The organism is Bacteroides sp. AF39-16AC (assembly GCF_003602735.1).
Classification (GTDB): Bacteria; Bacteroidota; Bacteroidia; order Bacteroidales; family Bacteroidaceae; genus Bacteroides; species Bacteroides uniformis.
On record NZ_QTLN01000001.1, the window covers coordinates 61902 to 85103 of the forward strand.

A 23202-nucleotide genomic window follows, 5' to 3' on the forward strand; every position below is an offset into this window, starting at 1 on the left:
GCAACAGTTTTGCAGTGGCGCTGCAACTAACTTGCAGTAGCGCTGCAACCAATTTGCAATGATGCTGCAAATCGGTTACAGTGAAGTTCGCCGCCGGCAATTGACAACTCCCGAAACATAAACGCGAGAGCGAACACAGAATTAAACCGGTTTCACCGGAAAAGCCTATGAATAGAGGGATTGAAGGAAAAGGTGAAGGAAGTGAAGAATAAAAAAAACGCTTTTATTCCATTTGGTTTACTCAAGTTTCACAAGCTCACTTCCGTAGCAGACTACGAATACCTTGTCAACATAAGAAGTCGGGCTTGCGAAACTTAAAGGCAGGCTATCGTTTGCATTTTACTAAAAAAGCAATCCGAAAACGGGATTAAAAGACACCCCCTATTTACCGGTACGTTGAACCACCTCCTGATACAACCGGTCGAAAGCAGGTTTCAGATGGCAGCTTCCGGTCTTTACACCCGGCTGGAATCCGTTCTGGTTGTAAGTGGCGTCTATTTTCTTCATCAATACCTGGAGGGCCTTGGCATGAGAAGCGGCTTTCTCCAGTTCCGTCTTTTTGCCGTCACACTGTGCCGCCAACATGCACAGCACTTCTCTTCCAAATTCACCCAGCAACTTAAACTGCATCAGCCAAGGACTTATTTCCTTGATTAATGCCGGATTTTCATCGGAAGCCAGCAGCAGGTCGGCAGAAGCAATCATACGTTCGCATTCCTCGGTTACAGCCGATGCAGCGGCGACCTCCCGCTTTCCTTCGCGGCAATAAGCATCCAGCAACCGTTCCAAAGCAGGACGAATCTGTTCTGACTCTTCACGACGGAAATCATGTTCGTTCCCGCCAAGGTCGGAATTGTGTGAGGCAAAGACCTGAAGAGCTGCGGCATGGCCGGGCATCAGGTACCGGACAGCTCTTCTCCACGATGCATCACTCTTGTAGGCATCCATGTTCCAAGCATAATCGGCTATACTGAAAAGGGCGATTTTTGAAGCCTCGGCATGTTCCATAGGGTTGGATATAAAAGCACTTATATCGTCATCGATATCTGTCCCATTGCCATAGACAGCCCCCAGCAAAAGGCGGTCGCGCACATAGTCGGACACGGGGAAATTCCACCAAATGAATGCTTTGCGCTTCAACAGCGGATTGACAAACTGCATCGTAGGCTTATCAATACAAGCCACCACTTTATCGCCCGTCCACAAGATGCCTATGTCCGGATGAAGCTTGCCGCCCAGCGTCGCGAGATAACCTCCCTCGAGCTTAGTCCACAGACGGTTGTACTCCGTAGGACACATCAGCAACGGAGCAACATCCCCTTTCACTTTGACGAAGTTATGATAAATATCATTCAACAGCTCCACCTGCTTCTCCGCCGATGTCCCTTCGCCGGAAATATCATCAAAGAAAACGGCAAAGGCCCTTATCCCCAAACGATACATGCTTTCGAACTTTTCCATCAACAAATCACGGTCTTCCGTATTCCAGCGAATGTCCTTTCCCGGATGGATAGCCCAATAGAAAAGCACTTCGTTCCGCCGCGCACATTCCACCAGTTCTTTCAGCTGTTCGGCTTCCTGAGCAGGATAGGGCTTGCGCCAGTTGGGCGAACTGTGGTAAGGGTCGTCCTTAGGACCATAAATATAGATATTCATCTTGTTGCGGCCATAGAAATCAAGCTGCGACAAGCGTGCTTCCCGGCTCCAGGGAACGCCATAGAAACCTTCCACCACACCACGGTAGGGTACGTCGGGATAATCCGTCACCTCCACCAACGGCAGTTTGGGCAATGCAATCAGTTGGACCAGCGTCTGCACACCGTAAAAAACCCCTCTACGGTCGGCACCGGCAACAACAATACCTTCCTTGTCTATCTTCAGATAATAACCCTCTGCCTGTTTAGGGATACGTGCAGCATACTTCCTCACAGACTTATCCCCCTTCATACCGATACAAACGGAAAAATCGGCAGTCACCGCAGCATCCGGAAAAAGACCGGCCAACAACTGCTCCGCCGCACTTCCCCGCAAAGTGGCTCCTACCTGCAAACTATATCTTGCAGGGATAAAAACAGAATCCTCACTTCCCACATATTTCTGCGGAGTGGGCTGGAGGTGAAAACCCTGCGCATCGGCTTCCGCCCATGAACAGAGAAACAAGATGCACAAAAGCAATACCATGTTTTTCATCAATACCATATTTTTTTAAGATTCATACTCACAGCAGAAGCACACGCAACTGCCGGATGCAAAATAAGGGCATTTTCCATGGAAAAAAGAAGAAATTCCGACCGAAAAAGGAGAATTTCCGCATCCATAAGGCAACTTCCGTGCCGATTTCAATCATCATTCGCATGTGGCGTCCCCGACGGCTTGCGCAACAGCGTATCCTGCCTTTGCGGACATCCCAGTATCGGAATACCGTCTTTGTCCCACTCCACCTTCTGCATACAGACTTCATACTTCTCTAAAGAAATGAACATATCTTCCAAGTCCTTACGCACCTTATACAGATAGTAATACTCCGTCTCGTCCGGCGAGGGTATGAAACAGACGATGCTGGGAGCATAGAGTTTATCGGTGGTGTTCGAGCTGAATACCGGAACCGGGCACTTCTTCCATGAAGCGGAATCAAGCAAATCGGCAGAAGCATCGGCCATCAGCATGCCTTCACAATAATAAGGGGTCCAACGGCCACTGGCAGCATAATAGAGCAGAATCTTGTCTTGACGAAGCGACCTGAACACCTGAGGACACTCATTCACATAAATCGGATAAGCCGTGCGGTTGCCGTCAATACCTACCCACTGGCACTCCCACTCATATTCGGGCCTCGATATCAGCACGCGCTCCGAAGACAAAGTCCAGGGATTCTCCATTTCGGCAATATAGATACACTGGTTTTCTTCATAAACCCTGCGGGAAGGCCAGCCGCACCACACCAGATACAAACGGCCGTCCTGCTGGAATACCGTAGAGAACATGGCCACATGATTCTCCTTATCGGTGTCAATGCGCCCTTTCAGCCTGAACGTACCCTTCAGCGGATCGGGCGAATCATTCTCCAGCACATAGATACAACGATTATCCAGGTTATTGTCATTCCCGGTGAAATAAACATACCATTTGGAATCAATGTAGTGCAATTCGGCATCATCTATGTTTCCGACAGAAGGATCGGCAGAACTCCACACATTCTTGAATTCTTTCTCCTTGAGCAAAGTGGCATCCTCAGCCGCACGCAGGTATATACCCGACATCCACCCCTGGATGCAATAATACATACCGTGATGAAACAAGACATGACACCCCAGAAAACCGGTAGAAATAGGATTGACATAGCACTGCAAAGAGTCTACTCCGTCCACGTTTTCAGAACGCTTTCCCGAATGGCAGGAACTGAACCACCCGACAAGCAAACAAAGAAAAGCACACTTGATTCTCATCATACGGAAATCATTTAATTTAAGGTATATATACTCAAACAGAAATATCCTGCGACTATTTCCGTTTGGCTCCAAATCTTCCAAAGCCGTCGCAAAGTAATGGATTTTATTCTTAAGAAAAAGCAGCTGAAACAAAATTCGCCTTTTTTGGTCAGTTTTTATCCTTTCATAAAGACGAATTGGAGCACCTTTGCCCAAATTCCGCACGACAGACGGAAACAACTATAATTTATAAACAACAGATTGTTATGAGAATGAAAAAATTGGCGTTAGCATGTGCTTTGGCATTAGGCCTGCAAGCCCCCTCCCTCGCCCAATGGAAACCGGCAGGCGACAGAATAAAGACGGAATGGGGAGAGAAACTGGACCCTGCCAACGTTCTGCCGGAATATCCGCGCCCGATGATGGAACGAAAAGAATGGAAAAACCTGAACGGACTGTGGGACTATGCCATCCGCCCGTGTGGAGAAGCAGAACCGAAAACCTACGACGGCGAGATATTGGTGCCCTTCGCCGTAGAATCATCGCTATCAGGAGTAGGCGTGCACTTGGAAGACAGTCAGGAATTGTGGTATACACGGCAATTTGAAGTACCTGCCGGATGGAAAGGGAAAAGAGTACTGCTGCATTTCGGTGCCGTAGACTGGAGAGCCCATGTGTGGGTGAACAACACCAGCGTAGGCAAGCACGAAGGCGGTTATACCCCTTTCTGCTTCGACATCACCGATGCACTGCAAAAAGGAAGCAACAAACTGACCGTACGTGTATGGGACCCCACCAACAATGGTCCGCAACCCGTAGGAAAACAAGCCAACCGCCCGCAAGGCATCTGGTATACAGCCGTCTCAGGCATCTGGCAGACTGTGTGGCTCGAACCGGTAAACGAAAACCATATAGCCTCTATGAAAATCACACCCGACATCGACCTCAACCGGCTGCGGATTGAAGCCCGGACCGGTGAAGGCGAATGGAAAAAAGGATGCCGTCTGGAAGCGGAAGTATATGACAACGGCAAACTTGTAGCCTCGGGAGCAGCCATCCGTGGGGAGGCCATAGACATCACCATACCCGGAGAAGTAAAGCTGTGGTCGCCCGACACACCTTTCTTATATACACTCAAAGTACGTCTGAAACAAAACAGCACGGAAACGGATGCGGTGGACAGCTATGCAGCCATGAGAAAGTTCTCGTCCAAGCGCGACGCAAGCGGTGTGATGAGAATGCAACTGAACAACCGCGACCTGTTCCAGTTCGGCCCGCTGGACCAGGGCTGGTGGCCCGACGGCCTCTATACCGCCCCCACGGACGAGGCTCTGATTTACGACATACAGAAGACGAAAGACTTCGGCTTCAACATGATTCGCAAGCATGTAAAAGTGGAACCCGCACGCTGGTACGCACACTGTGACCGGATAGGCATCATCGTATGGCAAGACATGCCCAACGGCGACAAAATGCACGAATGGAACCAACGTGACTACTTCACCGGTGCCGACCTGACCCGCACTCCGCAATCGGAAGCCATTTACTTCAAGGAATGGAAAGAGATTATGGATTACCTCTACTCCTACCCCTGCATCGGCGTATGGGTACCCTTCAATGAGGGATGGGGACAGTTTAAAACAGAAGAAACAGCCAACCTGACCAAACAATATGACGGCACCCGACTGGTGAACGCTGCCAGCGGTGGCAACCATTATACATGCGGTGACATGCTGGACATACACAGCTATCCGGGTCCCGAACCGTTTCTGTATGATGCCCGACGGGCCAACGTGATAGGAGAATACGGCGGTATAGGCTATGTAGTGAAAGGGCACGTATGGGAGGCCGACCGCAACTGGGGATATATCCGGTTCAATACCTCAAAAGAAGTAACCGACGAATACGTGAAATATGCGCAAGAATTGAAGAAACTCGCCCTGAAAGGTTTCACCGGTGCGGTATATACACAGACCTCGGACGTAGAAATCGAAGTGAACGGCCTGATGACGTATGACCGTAAAGTAATTAAAGTGGACGAAAAGCGTATCAGGGAAATCAACCTGGAAATTTGCAATTCTCTCAAATAAATTCTATTTTCGCCATCACTATGAAAAGACTGTTTCTCATATTGTGCTTTCTTATCGGAATATCCGGTTATCCGGCCACTGCTGCCGAAATATTATCGGTAAGGAGGCTCAATGTGGAAAACGGTCTTTCATACAATACCGCCACTTGTTGCCTGCAAGACAGCTACGGCTTCATCTGGATCGGTACGGAAAACGGCCTGAACCGCTACGACGGCTGCAACAATCGGATATACCGCAGCAGCAACCATAAGCACTCCTTGGGCAACAGCCACATAAAAACACTTGCAGAACTAGACCAAGAGTTGTGGGTAGGAACCGAAAACGGCATCTATATCTACCGCCATGCCTCGGATGATTTCTCACACTTCGACATCACCACACAATTCGGCGTCATCATCAGCAGCGAAATACGAAAAATAGTCAAGACACACAACGGCCTCATGTGGATAGCCACCATAGGCCAAGGGCTCTTTATCTACAATCCCCAAACAAACACAATGAAACAGGATTGCGTATGGAACTCCTTCATCAACGACATCTGCGAAGACGAGGACGGCCGTGTCTATGTACTTTCGCGCCAGAAAGGATTGATGATATATGATGAAGACGGAAACCGGAAACCCGCCGACACCCCCTTGGCCGAAATTGCCGAAGGCACCGGAATAAACTTCCTGCAATGTATCGGCGGCAACCTCTGGTTCAACCAAGGCAGCAAGCTGTACTGCTACCAGAAACTGCTGGGAAAAACCGAAGTGTATGAAACAAACGGAAAACGGTTCGGAACCATCTTCTGCCTCATCAAGTATAGAGAGAAAAGCCTGCTGATAGGAACAGACAAAGGAATTTTTGCCCTGCAACTGCCACAATGCACCTTCGAAGAAATCAATCTGCCCACCAGCTTCCTGAACATCAAGCAACCGCATATCAATGACCTTATGTGCGACAACGAGGGCAACTTCTGGATAATGACCAACTACAATGGAGTGGAAATCATCAACAACCAGCTGAAACGCTTTAAATTTTATACCATTCCCACCACAAACACACAACCGGAAACCGGAAGGACTGAAATAAGAGCCTTCTATGAAGACAATCAGAAGAAAATATGGCTGGGCACCGATAAAGGCTTGTGGATATTCGACCCTGCCAGCAAGAACCTCGAAGAATACCGACCTGAAAACATGCCGCCACACCGGCCTGACATCTGCTGCCTGCTGCCAAGCAAGGAAGAACTGTGGATAGGTACTTACAAAGAGGGCATCTACAGACTGAACATGAACACCGGAAAATGGAAAAACTACCGCCACTCACAACAAACGCCACATACAATACCCAGCAACGACGTATTAAGTCTGTATCAAGGACATGATGGAACCATATACGTAGGCACAAATATCGGCCTATGCCGATACCGTGCAGAAACTGACAATTTTCTGCCTATCATCCAAGTGGGGGCAATGACAGCGGTAACGGACATTCTGGAAGATTCACATCAACACCTCTGGATAGCCACCTCAAACAGCGGGGTTTTCAAGATGATAAACCTCAATGCGGAAAGCACTGTGTGGAATCATTATAAAAAGACAAATCAGAATACCAACAGCATTATCAGCAATTCCATCACAAGTCTGTTCGAAGACAAAGACGACCGGATGTGGTTCGGCACCAATGAATCGGGCATATGCCGTTTTTCCGAAGCAACCGGACATTTCTCAACCCTTCTTCCCGGCAGCCGGACACCGCTGACCGGCAACATGGCATGTGCCATCAGGCAAGACCGCGACGGAGATTTATGGGTGTCGAGCAATAACGGTATTTACCAGATTCCCCAAGATAACCGAAAAGATATCAGGCAGTTCACGATGAACGATGGCCTGCAAAGCAATCAATTCCTGCCCAAGGCATCGCTGCTCTCTTCAGACAACAAACTCTATTTCGGCGGTATCAACGGATTCAATATCCTGACCCCCGAAGACATTAAGAACAATCCATATATTCCTCCCGTATACATCATGGAGATAGGCTTCCCCCACATGAGCGACAAGGAGGGACAAACCGACTTTGGCAATGCACTCTATATGCGGAAAGAAATACGGTTGCCGTACGAATACAACACTTTTTCCCTACGGTTCGTGGCCCTCAGCTATGAAGAGCCGCTTAAAAACCAGTACAAATACCGCCTGAAGGGTGCCGACAAAGAATGGATTGCCAATACCTCCAGCCACTCGGCGTCCTACACTCACCTGCCGCCCGGAGAATATGAATTCCAAGTGAAAGGAGCCAATAATGACGGCTTGTGGAACGACCGGACGGCTTCGCTGCGCATCATCATCACTCCCCCGTGGTGGCTGAGCATACCGGCCTACATAACTTATGCGCTGGCACTCTTTTTCATCATCGGATATATCACCTATCGCTGGAGGATGCACGTCAAACGCAAGTACCATCAAATGATGGAAGACTTCCGCATCACACAAGACAAGGAAATCTACAAACAGAAGATAAGTTTCTTCATCAATCTGGTACATGAAATACGTACCCCACTCAGTCTGATATGCCTGCCACTAGAGAAATTGCGCGACGGGAAGATAGAGGAACATGGCAAACATCTCACCCTGATTGAGAAAAACGTCAGCTATCTGCTCGAAATCACCAACCAGCTTCTTGATTTTCAAAAGATAGAGAACAAAAAAATGAAGCTCGACCTGAAAAGACATGATATAAATGCAATCATAAAAGACATCGCCGAACAATTTAAAGATGCGGCATCCATCAAAGGCCTTGAGCTCTCCGTCAGCCTACCTGCACCCGAAATGGAAGCCATAGTTGACAATGACATCATCCGTAAAATCATGGTCAACCTGATGAGCAATGCACTGAAGTATGCCGCATCAATGATTGAACTGAGCCTGAAGGAATCTGACGGGCACATTGTCATTTGTGTCAGCAACGACGGTCCCCGGATTCCCGAAGGACAAAAGGAAAAGATATTCCAAATCTTCTATCAAATACCGGATGATAAAAAACAAATGCCAGGAACCGGTATCGGACTTGCTTTCTCCAAATCACTGGCAGAATCCCACCAAGGCACTCTGTCCGTAGAGAACCTGCCGTCGAGCGGATGTTCGTTCATCCTCTCACTACCCCTGAAGAGAGCTACGGAAAAACTTCCGGAAACGGAAAGCCATCCGGAAAGCGAAGGGTTTGAACCGGACCTGCCCCAGACAAAGAACAAACGCCACACCGTGCTGATTGTAGAAGACAACATCGAATTGCAGAATGAAATACGGGAAGCACTGGAACAATGGTATAAGGTATATACTGCCGGCAACGGAAAGGAAGCGCTGGAAAAACTTGAAACGAATGATGCCACAGACGTTATCGTCAGCGACGTCATGATGCCCGAGATGGACGGTATAGAGATGTGCCGCCACATCAAGACGAACCTTACTTACTCACACATCCCCATCATCCTATTGACAGCCAAGACCAATCTGGAATCAAAGACAGAAGGCATGGAGAACGGTGCGGAGGTATATATGGAAAAGCCGTTCAGCATCAAGCAACTGCACAACCAGATAGAAAATCTGCTGAAATTGCGTTTGGCCTTCCACGAGCTGATGCTCCGTTCGGCAGGAACCACACACGAAACGCCTATATCGGAATATATTCAGTCCGAATGCGACATCACCTTCATGAAAGAGGTGGATACTGCCCTTACAAAACATCTGGACGAGGAAAGTTTCTCCGTAGACAATCTGGCCGATGCCATGAATATGAGCCGCACGAATTTCTACCGGAAATTAAAAATGCTGACCGGAATGGCTCCCAATATCTATATCAAGAACTTCAGGCTCAACCAGGCAGCCGAACTGCTTGCCCAGAACATGCGCATCAACGAAGTGATGTTGCGCGTAGGATTCATGGCCCCATCCTACTTTGCCAAATGCTTCAAAGCCAAATTCGGCAAACTGCCCAAAGAATATCAAAACACCATCAACAAGCAAGAATGAGGAATCTGCTTGTGAAAAAACAAATATACATTGATATGAAACCACTATCACAGAAGCTCCGGAAAACCGGCTTATCCCTCCTTTGGGGCACAACAGTGTGGCTGTTCTGGAGGATAGTCTATCCGGGCCACCTCCAATACCACGAGCAATACCAACTTTTTTTGTTCGACATGGAATATTGGAAAGAAAGAATCGCCATCCCCGGCGGAATGGCCGACTATATAAGCGAATTCCTGGTGCAGTTTTATTATCATACGTGGATGGGTGCCACTATGCTGGCACTCTTGTTCATAGGGCTGCAACTCCTGACATGGAAATTAGCAAAAAGACAAGGAACACCGGAAGTGTATTACCCGTTGAGTTTCCTACCGGCAATAGCCGTATGGCACTTTATGTGTGACGAAAACGCCATGTTGTCGTTTGTGGTGGCCCTGCTGATGACATTGGTTGCCAACTATTTCTACACCTTCCTGCACACCAAATGGAAACGTGCGATGTACGTGCTGGTATGTTTCCCTGTCCTTCTTTGGATGGCGGGAGCAACACATCTCATCTTTATGGGCTGGATTATCATCAGCGAACTGCACACCTGCTTCAAAAAAAGGAAATTCCTCCAAGGAATCGGAATCGTGGTAGGGATGTTCGCATTGAAAGCCACCTGCACGCTATTGATAAGCATGCAAGTGCAGAACCCCATCTACCAGCTAAGCGGATTTCTCGGCTACTACCGTTTCCCTGCGGTGATTCCCCGGATGGAAATGACAATCATCCTTCTGTTCACCGTGCTCCCCTATCTGCTGGCCCGGCTCCCCCGGACGCACAAGCATGTATCTCTATATATGGCCTTACAGAGCATGGCATTAGTAGCAATAAGTTATCCCTATATTCTTTCAAGCTGCAATTTTGATAAGGAAGAGGCAATGGAGTACAATCAATTGGCAAGAAACCGGCAGTGGAACCAAATCATAGGAAAAGCGGAAAACAAGTCCCCGGTTTCCCCGCTCAGCGTAACTTGCCTGAATCTGGCTCTGAGCAAGACCGGACAACTGGGCAACCGAATGTTCGAGTTCTACCAGAATGGGACGGAAGGCCTGATAGCCAAGTTCCAGCGAAACTTCGTCACTCCGCTTCCTACGGGCGAAGTATTATACCATCTGGGGATGATTAACGACGCACAGCGTTTTGCCTTCGAAGCCATGGAAGCCATTCCCAACTTCCGCAAAAGCGGGCGCTGCCTCAAACGGCTGGCCGAAACAAACCTGATTAACGGACAGTATGAAGTGGCGGCCAAATACCTGCGTATTTTAAGCAAGACACTGTTTTATAAAGACTGGGCAAAAAACACGATGACCTATCTATACAATGAAGAGAAAATCGACGCACACCCGGAATGGGGACGGTTGAGACAAATGCGGTATACAGAGAACTTCCTGTCCGGAAGCCACGAAACGGATATCCTGCTGGCACGCTTGTATGAACAAAACCCGCAGAACCGGACGGCTCTTGAATACCTGCTGGCATATACACTGCAAAAACGCGACCTGAAAGGCTTCATGAATTACTATCCTTCAGACGCAAATATCAATCATGAACCCATTCCGCGCAGTTACCAGGAAGCGCTGGCATATATATGGGGACAGACTCACAAGGATTTCCGGGACATACCTTGGAAACTGTCTCCGCAAGTAATGCAGGATTGCAAAGATTTCATGCGGATTTACACATCACAACCGAATGGGCGGCAAATACTGCAAACTCTGTATACCGGCACATTCTGGCATTATCTGTTATTTCAAAAATAGGATAAAGAATGAAGAAGCATTTGATTTGCATACTATCGGTATGGTTGCTGACAACCTGCAGCCATCCGGTAAACAATCCGGAGAAGACGGAAGAATGGCCGGAAATCTATCCCGACTACATAGGAGTGACAATACCCGCCACCATTGCTCCGATGAATTTCGACTACATCGGCGGAAAACACGACCGCATAGACGTAATCGTAACGGGAAGCAAATTCGGAGAAATACACGTAAATGCCCGGACAGCCTCCTTTCCGGAGGACGAATGGCACAAACTCCTGGAATCCAACAAGGGAGACAGTCTGTTGTTTACAGTATCTGTCAAGAACGAAAACAAATGGAAGCAGTACCGCCCTTTCTCCATGTATGTCAGTGACGCTCCCATAGACTATGGAGTGGTATACCGCAAAGTCATTCCGGGATATGAAGTATATAGCAAAATGGGTATTTACGAACGGAACCTTTCATCCTTTGAAGAACGCGTTTTGCTGGAAAATGCGATGGTACCGGGCATGTGCCTGAACTGCCATGCCTTCAACCGGACAAATCCCGGTCACCTAAGTCTGCATATACGCGGACAGCACGGTGCAACCCTCATGCAGATAGAGGGAAACCGCGAACTTCTGGATACCAAGACAGATTCCACACTCTCCGCTTGTGTCTATCCCTATTGGCATCCGGAAGGAAAATACATAGCCTATTCGGTAAACCGGACCACACAGTCCTTCCACACAGCCAAGGTTGAACGCATCGAAGTGATGGACATGGCCTCGGACATATTAGTATACCAACCGGAAACGCACGAACTGCTGCTTTCTCCCCTACTGCAGAAAAAAGAAGTTTTTGAAACCTTCCCCGCATTCTCGGCAGATGGAAAGAAACTGTATTTCTGCTCGGCAGCGGGTAAACCGATGCCCGAGAAATACGATGAGATACGCTATAGCCTTTGCTGCATAGACTTCAATCCGGACAACGGCACGTTCGGTGAACGGGTAGACACGCTGATAAATGCAGAAGACCTGAAAAAGAGCGTTTCCTTTCCACGTCCTTCATACGACGGGAAATACATCATGTTCACATTATCCGACTATGGGAACTTCTCCATCTGGCACAAGGAAGCAGACCTATGGCTGCTGAACCTGCAGGACGGTACCATGCACGCCATTGAAGAAGCAAACAGCACCAATACGGAAAGCTACCACAGCTGGAGCAGCAACTCACGCTGGTTCATATTCAGCAGCCGACGTGACGACGGGCTATATACCCGCCTCTATCTGGCATACATAGAACCGGACGGCCGCGTATGCAAACCTTTCATGTTGCCTCAGGAGAAACCGCTGGAATATTACGACCGGCTGATTTACTCTTACAATGTACCAGAGTTTACAAACAAACCGATACAGCCGGAACCCCGTAAGATAGAAAATGAAATCGTATCAAATAAGCGTGTAAAGGTAAAAATACGTAAATAGCGGTATTACCATTATTGACTGGAATGCAAAACAAGGGCCTCCAGTTGTCAAGCCTCACGTACTTCAACTACTTTCGTTGCTACCGCATATTCATCTGGGAAAATTTTGCTTCCCATTTCATTAGCCCATGCTTTAGTGAACTCTGCACCTGCGTAGACAATAATAGCAGAATAATAAATCCATGTAATAAAAACAACCATGAATGCCGCTGCACCATAGATAGTTCCTACATTCGCAATTCCGATGTAAAAGGATATTCCCCATTGCCCTACCAACAATAATAGCGTTGTCACTACAGCTCCAATAAAAACATCCTTACTTTTTATTTTTGCATCAGGCAGAACCTTAAAAATCAATACAAAAATAATAACTGTAACACCTATGTTTAATATTTGTCCCACAACTTTCACAATAAACCCTGCCACTTCCGGATAGCTGGCCATAAACTTATTGCTCAAGTCTCCAATAATATTGGTTATACTAAATGTTATCAGAAGCACGAAAGCAAATACCAAAATTATCGAGAATGAAAGTAACCGATTCTGAATATATTTCAGCCAACTCTTCTTTGGCACGGCCTTTATTCCCCAAATCGAATTTAAGGAACTTTGTATTTCTGCAAAAATGGTAGTAGCACCAAATATAGAAATTCCCAGGCTAACAATAGCTGCAGATGCGGAAGAGTCCGTTCTTTCTGCATTTTCTATAATTAAGCGAAGTGCCCCAATTACCTCCGCTCCCACTATCGGTTCCCACTGAATATACAACTGATTAGCCAAATCCATATGCAAAGCTACCCCAATAGTAACTAAAAGAGAAAGAAAGGGGATAATTGAAAATAGTGTCGCATAAGCTAACGATCCGCTTAATCTAGTGACACTATCATCAATAAACCCTTGTCCGGTATCCTTTACAATCTTGATTAATAAGGATAGGCTTAACTTTTTCTTTCCTATGAATTGTTCCGTCATCTCATGCTTTTTTTACCCAAACAGCAAGATTACGCGCATCCACAGAGAACTCTCCATTTCCTTCTTTATCCAAAGTTACTTCATCCGGAATACTTCCGGTAATTTCGCACCACACTTCACCCGCATGTTCTTTCCCTAAACACATCGTTTTACTTCCCGCTTCATCATTCGAGATTAAAAATACCAAGCCTGAGTTAACATGTTCCCCATCTCCTGTACGAATAAAGCCTACGGTTGATGGATGGTCGAAATAATCAACTTGATCACCATACGCATACTTTTTCCTTGCATTCAATAGAATATCTATAATTTTAGTATGTGGCGATTTTTCTCCTTTCACCCCATAATAATCACCATAGAACAAACAGGGATAACCATCCTTCAGCAGAAAAATAAGACCATATGCCAATGGCTTGAACCAATCTTCAACCTGTGATTCCAAAGAACTTCCATGCTGCGAATCATGATTATCAACAAAAGTCACAGCAAGTTCACAATGGTGCTCCACTAAAGTATTCTTCAGAATATTCCGTAAATCATAATCTTTTCCTTCTTGTGATGCCTGAAACATATTATAATGTAACGGAACATCAAACAAGTTAACTTTATGCCCTACTGCTTCCAGATAATTATCCAATGTTTCCAAGTCACCGTTCCAATATTCTCCCACAGCATAGAAGTCATCACCTCTCTCACTTCTTACCGTATCCAGAAACTGTGCAACGAACTGATCTTTCATATGCTTAATTGCATCCAAACGCATTCCATCAAGATCAAGTTCATTTGAAACCCATTTGCCCCAACGATTCAGTTCGGCGACAACCTCAGGGTGATCTAGGTCAATATCATTACATAAAAGAAAATCGTAATTGCCATTCTCTCCATCTACACCATCACTCCAGGCTTTTCCTTCTCCTTGAATCTGAAATATACCACTTCGCTTTCGAGCATCATCAAATCCAGTCCCGGAAAAATGATAATAATGCCACTTAAAATCCGAATATTTATCTTTACGTCCATGAAAGCTATATCCGGTCCATCCTTGTATTTCATAAGATTTCCCCAAAGCTTTATTTCTTTGATCAGGATCTACTTCCACCACCATAAACTTTTCCGTAAAATCACCACCTGCTTTATGATTCAAAACGACATCCAGATATACAGCAATCTTATTTTTGTGAAGTTCATCAATCATCTCCTTCAATTCATCTTTCGTCCCGTATTTAGTCCTCACAGTTCCTTTTTGTTCAAACTCACCCAAATCATACAAATCATAAGTAGCATATCCTTCATCCTGCTGTTCATCTGCTTTATATGCAGGTGGTATCCAGATCGCTGTCACACCAATTTCATGTAGATGCGACGCATCCTCTTTCAACTGTTTCCACAACTTTCCGTCATTCGTAAGATTCCACTCAAAATACTGCATCATTACTCCATTTTCCATAACTATTTAATTTAAAATTGATGAGTAACTTAACAAAATAAATAATAAGATGGTTCCCACTATAAATGTAAATTATAGTTTAGTAAGAAAAAAGTATAACACAACATCACATTAAGCATTATAAAAACGCCTCCAATGTTTTTAACCATCTCCAATAGAGTAATAAAAATTATCTTAATGTTTCTTTTCATATATACAATTTACTTGATTATGAATAGGATTTTTCCTTTATCCGTTTGTTTTTACATCATCCAAAATCAAGGATATTCCATAAAATGTTTAATTAAAAAATTTCCAGCTATGTTAGAAAGAGAAATCTGGGGAAATACTTTAGAAGACTGGGGTATTTCCATACTTATTATTTTAGGAACAATTGTTTTGATGAAGTTAATATCATTCTTCAGCAGAAAAGTACTCAATCCATTTATCACCCGTACCAATAATCGGCTGGATGATATAATTTATTATTCTTTAGAATCGCCCGTCAAGTTTGCAATTATGTTATTAGGTATTTGGATAGCTATTCACAGGCTTGTTTCTCCGGATAGTTTTGTAAAAGTAATAGATAATGCTTACAAGATACTGATTATTCTGGATATCACATGGATATTTGCCCGATTATCCAGTAGTTTATTGCAAATCTACTGGGGACGACAATCGGATGGACAAAACAACAAAATGATGCCCATTATCAGACGGACAATACTGGTCATTGTGTGGATAATCGGTCTTGTAATGGCCTTAAGTAATATTGGAGTCAATATTGGTGCATTATTAGGTACTCTGGGTATTGGAGGTATCGCATTTGCCTTAGCAGCCCAAGACACTGTAAGAAATGTGTTCGGCGCTTTCACTATATTGACAGATAAGCCTTTCAACATAGGTGATACGATTCGCGTGGATCATATCGAAGGTACTGTGATTGATGTTGGAGTTCGAAGTACAAAAATCATGGACTACAATAAACGTATCATCACTTTCCCTAATTATAAAGTTACAGATGCTTCTATCATAAATATCTCTTCCGAACCGATGCGTCGAGTCGTCTTGAAACTTGGATTGACATACAACACAACATCCGAAAAAATGAAAGAAGCTTTAAATATACTGAAAGCCATTCCTAAAAGAATAGAAAATGTATCTTCCAAACCATCAGATACCACAGCTGTTTTTACAGAATACACAGACTCTGCACTGAATATCATGTACATATATTTTATAGAAAAACAGGGAGATATTTTAATGGTAACTTCAAATGTAAATATGGAGATTCTAGACTCATTCAATAAAGCAGGCATTGATTTCGCATTCCCAACACGAACGATTTACGTTGAAAAGGATGAATTGGCTGATTTGGCAAAAGAGAAAAAATAGTACGCACACTTTATCCTCAAAATCACCCCACTAATATAAATCCAATGTAACAAAAAAAATCCCGACGGTATATAATGATTTCTATACCGCCGGGATAATACAGATACTTTTTCAATTCTATCACACTCATACCACACCAATACTCAACCCATATCTACCTTATTTACAATCATCTGAAAAAGACTCAAGTACCTTTTTCGCCATTTCAACCCGTTTCTTTAAATACATGCAGACAGTTTCCCATCGATAATAAGGAAAACGGGAAGTTGAAACAGGAAGTGTCATTTCTTTTTCATTCAAAAGAAATGACACCCATATTTCTCGAGCCTTGTCATGATAAAAAATCCACTGTACATTAGCAGCCATCGGAGCAATCTCATAATCTTTCCAATATTTAGATACAGAATCAGGAACAACAACTTTAACATCCGTTCCTTCTATACCCATTAATGCTACAAAAGGAATAACTGTCTCTGCATGAGCAAAACGAAAGTTCGCCCTGGTATCCGACTTGCCCTTTATCACTTCATCAGCTGAATGAATAAATTCTGATAGCAAAGGCCATGCAATTGCAACAGGCAACATTCGCCCAATCGGCGAAGAACTTTTACTCATATATTGTCGCAAATTCTGAGTCTGCCAGTAATTATCCCATTCACCTATTGTGAAAAGACCATCCAAATTTATCGGAGTACCTGTATCTGGTAGTATGGCAGCAATGGAGAATAAAGCCATGACAAATTCCTCTGCCTCCTTATCTGTTTCCTGTCCTGATTCCAGAAAGAAGTTTTCCATAACAGAAGCAGAAGAAATCTTTCGTCGCACAAAAGTCTCGTATATAGGACGCCAATCACCATTTTCTTTATAATCAACATAAGATTGGTTTAAATCGAAGAAACGAAGAATATCATTATATTGCTTCCCTTCATTGCGTTGTATGTGTAAAGAAGAATTAAACTCTACCATACAAGCAAGAAATGCATCCATACTATGTATACAACGGGGAACATATGTCGCAATTGCCTGCACTTTGACAGAATCACTGAATAACTGTGGATAGCGTTCTATCATACGTCTGGCAATACCCCGTTGTTCCTCCTCTCCCACTACTGATAACTTCCCCCATTGTCCGTCAAAAGTTTCCGATAGATTCTGTATTGTAGAAAGCAAGGTTACCCCTCCTGATGTTAGCCTATTTTCCCGCTGAGCCAATTCCAGAATCTCCTTCACTCTATTCAAAGCCTTTCCTGAAGTTGGAAAACGCGCTCCATGTCTTCCCAAATGGTTAACATAAAACGGAACCATACTATCCTGAAAAAAAACAAACGAGTCTTTCACAATAGGATACGGCATGGCTGTCCCCGCGTATTGTTGTATCCTATCCTGTCCCCATAAGATGGAAACGGGGCAAAACATAAAAATTCCAATTAACAATAATCCTTTCATATCATAAATCTTATATGTGTAGATTATAACGATGAAAGAAGGATTATGTTTACTTATAAACGACTCTGAGAGAATTCAATACCATAGTATGAAGGCATCTTCGGTTGTTATACATCTTCAGCCAACGGCCATCAGAAAGAACGATATATGGAGTTATATCATTTATTATCAAAATATTAAGCCACAACTTTTATCTATTACAAGTTTGAAATATTGACTGCACGGCATAGTTACTTAGCAATAAAACACTACATGGGATAAACATATAAATAGTACTAATATAGCCAGCCAGCCTATTATTAAAATGAAAATTGTTGTTAAATCCTTTTTTTACACCCAAACCATTTTCTTACACAACATGTTTTTTTTTCAAAACGGGACCGATGGTTTTCCGTCTGATATGATTCCTCAAACCATCTGTCCCAACAATATTATTTTAACTAAAACTTAATATTATGTATTTTATTTGGTACATTATCATTGGAATCGTTGCCGGACTCATAGCCGGCAAGATTATGAGAGGAGGCGGTTTCGGACTTCTCATTAACCTACTCGTAGGTATTGTAGGTGGCGTATTGGGTGGCTGGGTATTCGGCTTGTTGGGAATTACTACCACAGGCCTTCTGGGTAGCCTTTTCACCTCTGTTATCGGTGCAGTCCTATTATTGTGGATCATATCCTTCTTTCGTCATCCCAAGAGAACTGATATTTAAATTTTTATTAACCTAAACCCTTTTTGATTATGGAAACTAGTAAATCTAACTTTTTGATTGGGCTGGCAATAGGTTCGGCCATCGGAGCACTTGCTCAACGTTTTTCACGTACGGCAAAAGCCAAGATGCTAAAAAAGAAAATTCATAATGCCATGGCAAAGATTGCCGATCGCGCTGAAAGCCTTACAGAAACCGTGAGAGACAAAGCACTGGATGCAAGTACCAAAACCGCCGACAAGGTTGCAGATGCGACCTTTGACGTTGCCGAAAAGGCTGACACTCTGAAAAGTAAAGTCCATGCAGCTGCTTTAGAAGCCAAAAAATAGGCTACTATAACAAACAACTAAAATTACGGGATGTATTTTCAATGCTTCCCGATCCATTTCACCTGAATTAATGATTAATGAATATGAAATGGAACAATAAATGCCAATATACTCCCGCATCCCTGCGGGAAAAGAGTTATGAAGAACTGTACACGCTATGCCTGTCCGCCTATACAGAGGGCCGTACGGATGAGAGGAATAAAAGCTTGGAAGCGTATAGACTCAGGTGCAGCTGTCTGTTCGGAAACAAATGTATGGACTCTTCCCTTTCCGTGGGAGTGCGGAAAAGGATATGCGACGGAAATTGTCATTATATAAAGAAATATATGTCTGAACTGGACAAACTGGAGGAATAAAATTCATTTTCTCCGATCCTTTCTCATTTATATCTCTACCGACAACTTTACCCTCTTGACTTGATTGGACAAACCTCTTCCGGTCTGTACATACGGCCCGGCAAGGATATTCCTATCTTTAATATACAGATGTACATCTAAAATTAACCTGAATTATTAACTTAAAAATGAATCTGTTATGTTTTACCATGTAAAAGATCTTCAGTTCAATGCCCGTGTATCACAGCCGGATCCTCGTTTTGCTCGTGTGATGCTTGAGGCATTCGGAGGGGCCAACGGTGAGTTGAAATCCGCTCTACAGTACTTTGTACAGGCATTCAGTTGCCATAACCCCTACCCTGACAAATATGACATGCTCATGGATATTGCCACTGAGGAATTCGGCCATCTTGAAATCGTAGGTGCAACCATCCAGATGCTCCTCGGACCAGTAAACGGAGAAATGAAGGATGTATTGGAAGATACTCCTCTGCGTACCATGATGGGAGGAAAAGCAGGCAAAGAGGATCTTATCCACCAAGCCTTCACCAATCCTGCGTTTCTGGTAACAGCTCCCGGTAGTCCCGTACTGACCGATAGCAACGGGAACCCATGGTGTGCCACCTATGTATCGGCCAATGCTGACCTGACAGTGGACCTGCGTTCCAACATGGCGGGTGAAGCACGTGCCAAGATAGGTTACGAAAACCTTATCCCACTTACGGATGACCCACTTGTAAAAGAAACGCTCACATTCCTTATGACTCGCGAAGTGACCCATTTTCAACAGTTTGAGGCCGCTCTGGAAACTATTCAGCCTAACTTTCCTCCGGGAGTATTCCAAACATCCCCCCGATACAGTAACCTTTATTTTAATGATTCCAAAGGAAAGGAAGCCCGCGGACCATGGAACGAAGGCAAAAGTACGAGGCTCAAAGAAGAATGGCAATATATTGAGAATCCACTGGAGGAAGTCAGAAGTACTGACGGACTACTTCAACGTAAACCTAAAGGCACCAAACGTACGGAAAAGGAAGTACGCCAGACAGATGAAAAACTAGCCAAGGAACGGAGCAGCGAGATACTCTCCCATATCCCTAAAGGAGAAATGCGTTGGTGTGAATATGGAAATGCTAAGAACGGAAACAAATAAGACTTCCAGTTCTACTATTGTTTAACTTAAAAACTAAATTTTATGACAACAAAGAACGAAAAAAAACAGATGGAAGCAAAGGGTGGCAAAAAGTGTACCCAAAGCAAAGCTAAAGAAAGTAAGCCTGCTGCTTCAAACAAAAAATCGGAAAAGAAATAACTTGATCTTCCGACAGTATGAAGTCTAAATCTTCATCCCGGTGGAGAACTGGTTTCTCCACCGGAAATCCTAAAGCATATTGTATAACAAGCAAAAATAGAGAACTATATGAAAAAGATAATGTTTATCACACTGACAATTTTATTTGCACTGTCCGCATCATCCTGTCGGGACAAAAAAGAACAGAACCGGACAGAACAGCAGATTGAAAATGCAAAAGAAAACGTAAATGACGCATTAGACAAGGCCTCTAACAAAATAGAGGATGGTGCCGACAAAGTTAAAGATGCCTGGAAAGAAACCAAGAAAGACGTGCAACAAGGTACAGAAAAGGTAAAAAAAGAAATAAAAAAGGATTATAACAAAGCTAAAGATGAAGTAAAAAAGCAGCTTGATTAAGACTGCCATATAAGCCTTTATATCTCGATTTACTATCTCTCATTTAATTTATACAGGTATGAATATTCTTGCTATTTGGGTCGTTGGAATAGTTCTGACTATAAGATGCGCCTGGGAAATAGGTTGCCTGAGAATACCGAAAGAAAAAAAACTTATGGCAATCCTGCTGGTAGTCCTTACAAGCTGGATAGGAGCATTCCTCTATACTTTCTTCTTTAAAGAGAAGGTAGGAGCATGGCTAGACAGGTAATGACGAAAACCAAATTGGTAAGATATTCGGGTGTTTAAAGTTCTAATAAGAAAAGGACAGTGCGTGATGCATAGTCCTTTTGAAAATATGGCAAAAAAAGAATACTTGGATATGTTTATTTGATACAGTTTTAAGTTGTTATTTGACTGTAAACAGATTAAAAAGAATACACATGAAGTGTACACTGCGGGGGCGTAAAATAAACTGTGTCATGCGGCGTTTTCTTCCAAGCTCATCGGTCGGGGATCGGCCAGCGCCAAGGGGGTGCACCAGCACTCCCGACGAGCGTAAAGTTACAACAATTTAAATCTGTCTCCAAACTTTATCGCTAATTGTTGTGCGATGGCCGCCCAGTTGGCTATGGGCATGGTCCATTTCTTACGTATGTTGCGGTAAGCGAGATAAACCAACTTTTCAAGGGCGGTGTCGTTAGGGAACACGCCCTTGTTTTTTGTCACTTTCCGCACTTGGCGGTGATAGCCCTCGACTGTATTCGTGGTATAAATCATACGTCGTATATCCGACGTAAACTGGAAGTATTCAGTAAGCCTTTCCCAGTTATCCTGCCAAGACTTGATAACGATAGGGTATTTCTCACCCCATTTTTCTTCCAGATTAAGAAGTCCTGTCGCAGCGGATTCCTTATTTACCGCACCATAGACATGTTTCAGATCCCTCATGAACTCTTTTTGGTGCTTGCTGCCGACATACTTGACGGAGTTACGTATCTGATGGAAAATACAGAGCTGGACAATAGTATCAGGAAACACACTTTGGATAGCATCTGGGAAGCCTTTCAATCCGTCAACACAAGCTATGAGTATGTCACAGACACCACGGGTCTGCAAGTCTGTCAATACATTCAGCCAGAAGTTAGCGCCCTCATTCTTAGAGATATACATCCCTAACAGATCCTTATGTCCCTCGCTGTTCAGAGCCAGTACATTGTAAATCGCACGGGTTACGGCACAGCCTCTCTCGTCCATTACCTTATAATGGATGGCATCCATCCAGACTATCGGATAAACGCTCTCTAGGCTACGGGAACGCCATGCCTTTATTTCCGGAAGTACACGATCGGTGATGGCGCTAATCGTCTCGGCAGACACACGATTACCCAAGTTCTCCTCCATCCAGTCACTTATCTCACGTGTGCTGTTTCCCAAAGCATAAAGTCCGATGATGCGCTCTGCAACACCTTCCGCAAGAATGGTTTCACGCTTCTTTTCCAGAACCTTTCCTTTTGCCGCACTCCAGAATTCCGGAAGAATTGTTTTCTTCACTGAAGCATCAACCCGCACTCCATTCACTGTAATTCTCATCATCATCGGAGCCTCACCGTTCCGATTCAATTTCGTCCTACGAATGTAGAACAATAGACAAAATGTTGTTCTTTCCATCTTACTTGTTTTTTAATCACAAAACTAAATTTCCAGGAGCAACAAGTCAAGATGCAAAACACTGATAAACAATGAATTATTTACTTAATAGGTGTACCTGACATTGAAGGCAAACAGGTACACCGAATAGTACACCGAAAGAATGCTTTGATATGCTTATTTTTGCTATGCACCAAAAACAAAAAATCCCCGTAAAGTATTAATTTACAGAGATTTTCTTTGTTTTGCAATTCTTTCCAGCGGAGAGGGAGGGATTCGAACCCCCGGTACCTCGCAGTACAACGGTTTTCAAGACCGCCGCAATCGACCACTCTGCCACCTCTCCTAAAAACTTCCTTTTCGGGAAGTACTTTTTTCTTAAAGCGATGCAAAGGTACAAATCATTTTTAATTCTGCAAACTTCCTTTCTCTTTTTTCATGAATT

17 protein-coding genes and 1 tRNA gene are annotated in these 23202 nt (G+C 44.2%); 11 read left to right on the top strand and 7 right to left on the bottom strand.

Annotation, left to right across the window (positions count from 1 at the left end):
• Window positions 1–381: 381 nt before the first annotated feature.
• A complete protein-coding gene (locus tag DW039_RS00240) occupies window positions 382–2190 on the bottom strand; it encodes a beta-N-acetylglucosaminidase domain-containing protein (RefSeq protein WP_120138124.1) in 1809 nt (602 codons plus the stop codon).
• Window positions 2191–2339: 149 nt separating this feature from the next.
• A complete protein-coding gene (locus DW039_RS00245; protein WP_016272757.1) occupies window positions 2340–3449 on the bottom strand; it encodes a glycoside hydrolase family 43 protein in 1110 nt (369 codons plus the stop codon).
• Window positions 3450–3700: 251 nt separating this feature from the next.
• Between DW039_RS00245 and DW039_RS00250 the strand changes: the two genes are divergently transcribed.
• Genes DW039_RS00250 through DW039_RS00265 form a run of 4 tightly spaced genes read left to right on the top strand, consistent with a single transcriptional unit; the run spans window position 3701 to window position 12805 of the window.
• Complete coding sequence (locus DW039_RS00250) at window positions 3701–5518, top strand: glycoside hydrolase family 2 protein (RefSeq protein WP_035457718.1); 1818 nt, start codon at window positions 3701–3703, stop codon at window positions 5516–5518.
• Window positions 5519–5538: 20 nt separating this feature from the next.
• The gene (locus DW039_RS00255) at window positions 5539–9531 is read left to right on the top strand and encodes a hybrid sensor histidine kinase/response regulator transcription factor (RefSeq protein ID WP_120381551.1); all 3993 of its coding nucleotides are present in this window, start codon (window positions 5539–5541) and stop codon (window positions 9529–9531) included.
• Window positions 9532–9566: 35 nt separating this feature from the next.
• Window positions 9567–11333: a DUF6057 family protein gene (locus DW039_RS00260; protein ID WP_016272760.1), complete on the top strand. Its 1767-nt coding sequence runs from the start codon at window positions 9567–9569 to the stop codon at window positions 11331–11333.
• 8 nt (window positions 11334–11341) lie between these two features.
• Entirely contained in the window at window positions 11342–12805 is a 1464-nt protein-coding gene (locus DW039_RS00265) for a PD40 domain-containing protein (RefSeq protein WP_016272761.1), read from the top strand.
• Between the two features lie 47 nt (window positions 12806–12852).
• Here the strand turns inward: DW039_RS00265 and DW039_RS00270 are convergent, their stop codons facing one another.
• Both DW039_RS00270 and DW039_RS00275 read right to left on the bottom strand, forming a co-directional pair.
• The gene (locus DW039_RS00270; protein WP_117749002.1) at window positions 12853–13776 is read right to left on the bottom strand and encodes a YihY/virulence factor BrkB family protein; all 924 of its coding nucleotides are present in this window, start codon (window positions 13774–13776) and stop codon (window positions 12853–12855) included.
• Between the two features lies 1 nt (window position 13777).
• Complete coding sequence (locus tag DW039_RS00275) at window positions 13778–15223, bottom strand: alpha-amylase (protein ID WP_044469252.1); 1446 nt, start codon at window positions 15221–15223, stop codon at window positions 13778–13780.
• A gap of 300 nt (window positions 15224–15523) precedes the next feature.
• On the opposite strand from DW039_RS00275, the gene DW039_RS00280 reads away from it, so the two are divergent.
• The gene (locus DW039_RS00280; RefSeq protein WP_120381620.1) at window positions 15524–16597 is read left to right on the top strand and encodes a mechanosensitive ion channel family protein; all 1074 of its coding nucleotides are present in this window, start codon (window positions 15524–15526) and stop codon (window positions 16595–16597) included.
• Window positions 16598–16756: 159 nt separating this feature from the next.
• Here DW039_RS00280 and DW039_RS00285 read toward each other — a convergent pair whose 3' ends face one another.
• On the bottom strand, window positions 16757–18043 hold the full coding sequence (locus DW039_RS00285; protein ID WP_057281702.1) for a histidine-type phosphatase: 1287 nt from the start codon (window positions 18041–18043) through the stop codon (window positions 16757–16759).
• A 455-nt stretch (window positions 18044–18498) separates the two neighbouring features.
• On the opposite strand from DW039_RS00285, the gene DW039_RS00290 reads away from it, so the two are divergent.
• The 6 genes from DW039_RS00290 to DW039_RS21180 all read left to right on the top strand — a co-directional run bounded on the left by DW039_RS00290 (window position 18499) and on the right by DW039_RS21180 (window position 21378).
• Window positions 18499–18756 carry a GlsB/YeaQ/YmgE family stress response membrane protein gene (locus tag DW039_RS00290; protein WP_007665893.1) on the top strand — a complete coding sequence of 86 codons (258 nt, stop codon included), beginning with the start codon at window positions 18499–18501 and terminating at the stop codon, window positions 18754–18756.
• 29 nt (window positions 18757–18785) lie between these two features.
• Window positions 18786–19082, top strand: a complete 297-nt coding sequence (locus DW039_RS00295) for a YtxH domain-containing protein (protein WP_016272767.1) — start codon at window positions 18786–18788, stop codon at window positions 19080–19082.
• Window positions 19083–19165: 83 nt separating this feature from the next.
• Window positions 19166–19438: a hypothetical protein gene (locus DW039_RS00300; protein ID WP_016272768.1), complete on the top strand. Its 273-nt coding sequence runs from the start codon at window positions 19166–19168 to the stop codon at window positions 19436–19438.
• A 178-nt stretch (window positions 19439–19616) separates the two neighbouring features.
• Entirely contained in the window at window positions 19617–20570 is a 954-nt protein-coding gene (locus DW039_RS00305; protein WP_007665899.1) for a manganese catalase family protein, read from the top strand.
• A gap of 267 nt (window positions 20571–20837) precedes the next feature.
• The gene (locus DW039_RS00310; protein WP_016272770.1) at window positions 20838–21128 is read left to right on the top strand and encodes a hypothetical protein; all 291 of its coding nucleotides are present in this window, start codon (window positions 20838–20840) and stop codon (window positions 21126–21128) included.
• A gap of 58 nt (window positions 21129–21186) precedes the next feature.
• On the top strand, window positions 21187–21378 hold the full coding sequence (locus DW039_RS21180) for a hypothetical protein (protein ID WP_016278380.1): 192 nt from the start codon (window positions 21187–21189) through the stop codon (window positions 21376–21378).
• A gap of 293 nt (window positions 21379–21671) precedes the next feature.
• Here the strand turns inward: DW039_RS21180 and DW039_RS00325 are convergent, their stop codons facing one another.
• Entirely contained in the window at window positions 21672–22778 is a 1107-nt protein-coding gene (locus DW039_RS00325) for an IS256 family transposase (protein WP_119957751.1), read from the bottom strand.
• A gap of 240 nt (window positions 22779–23018) precedes the next feature.
• Window positions 23019–23103, bottom strand: a tRNA-Ser gene (locus tag DW039_RS00330).
• Between the last annotated feature and the right edge of the window lie 99 nt (window positions 23104–23202).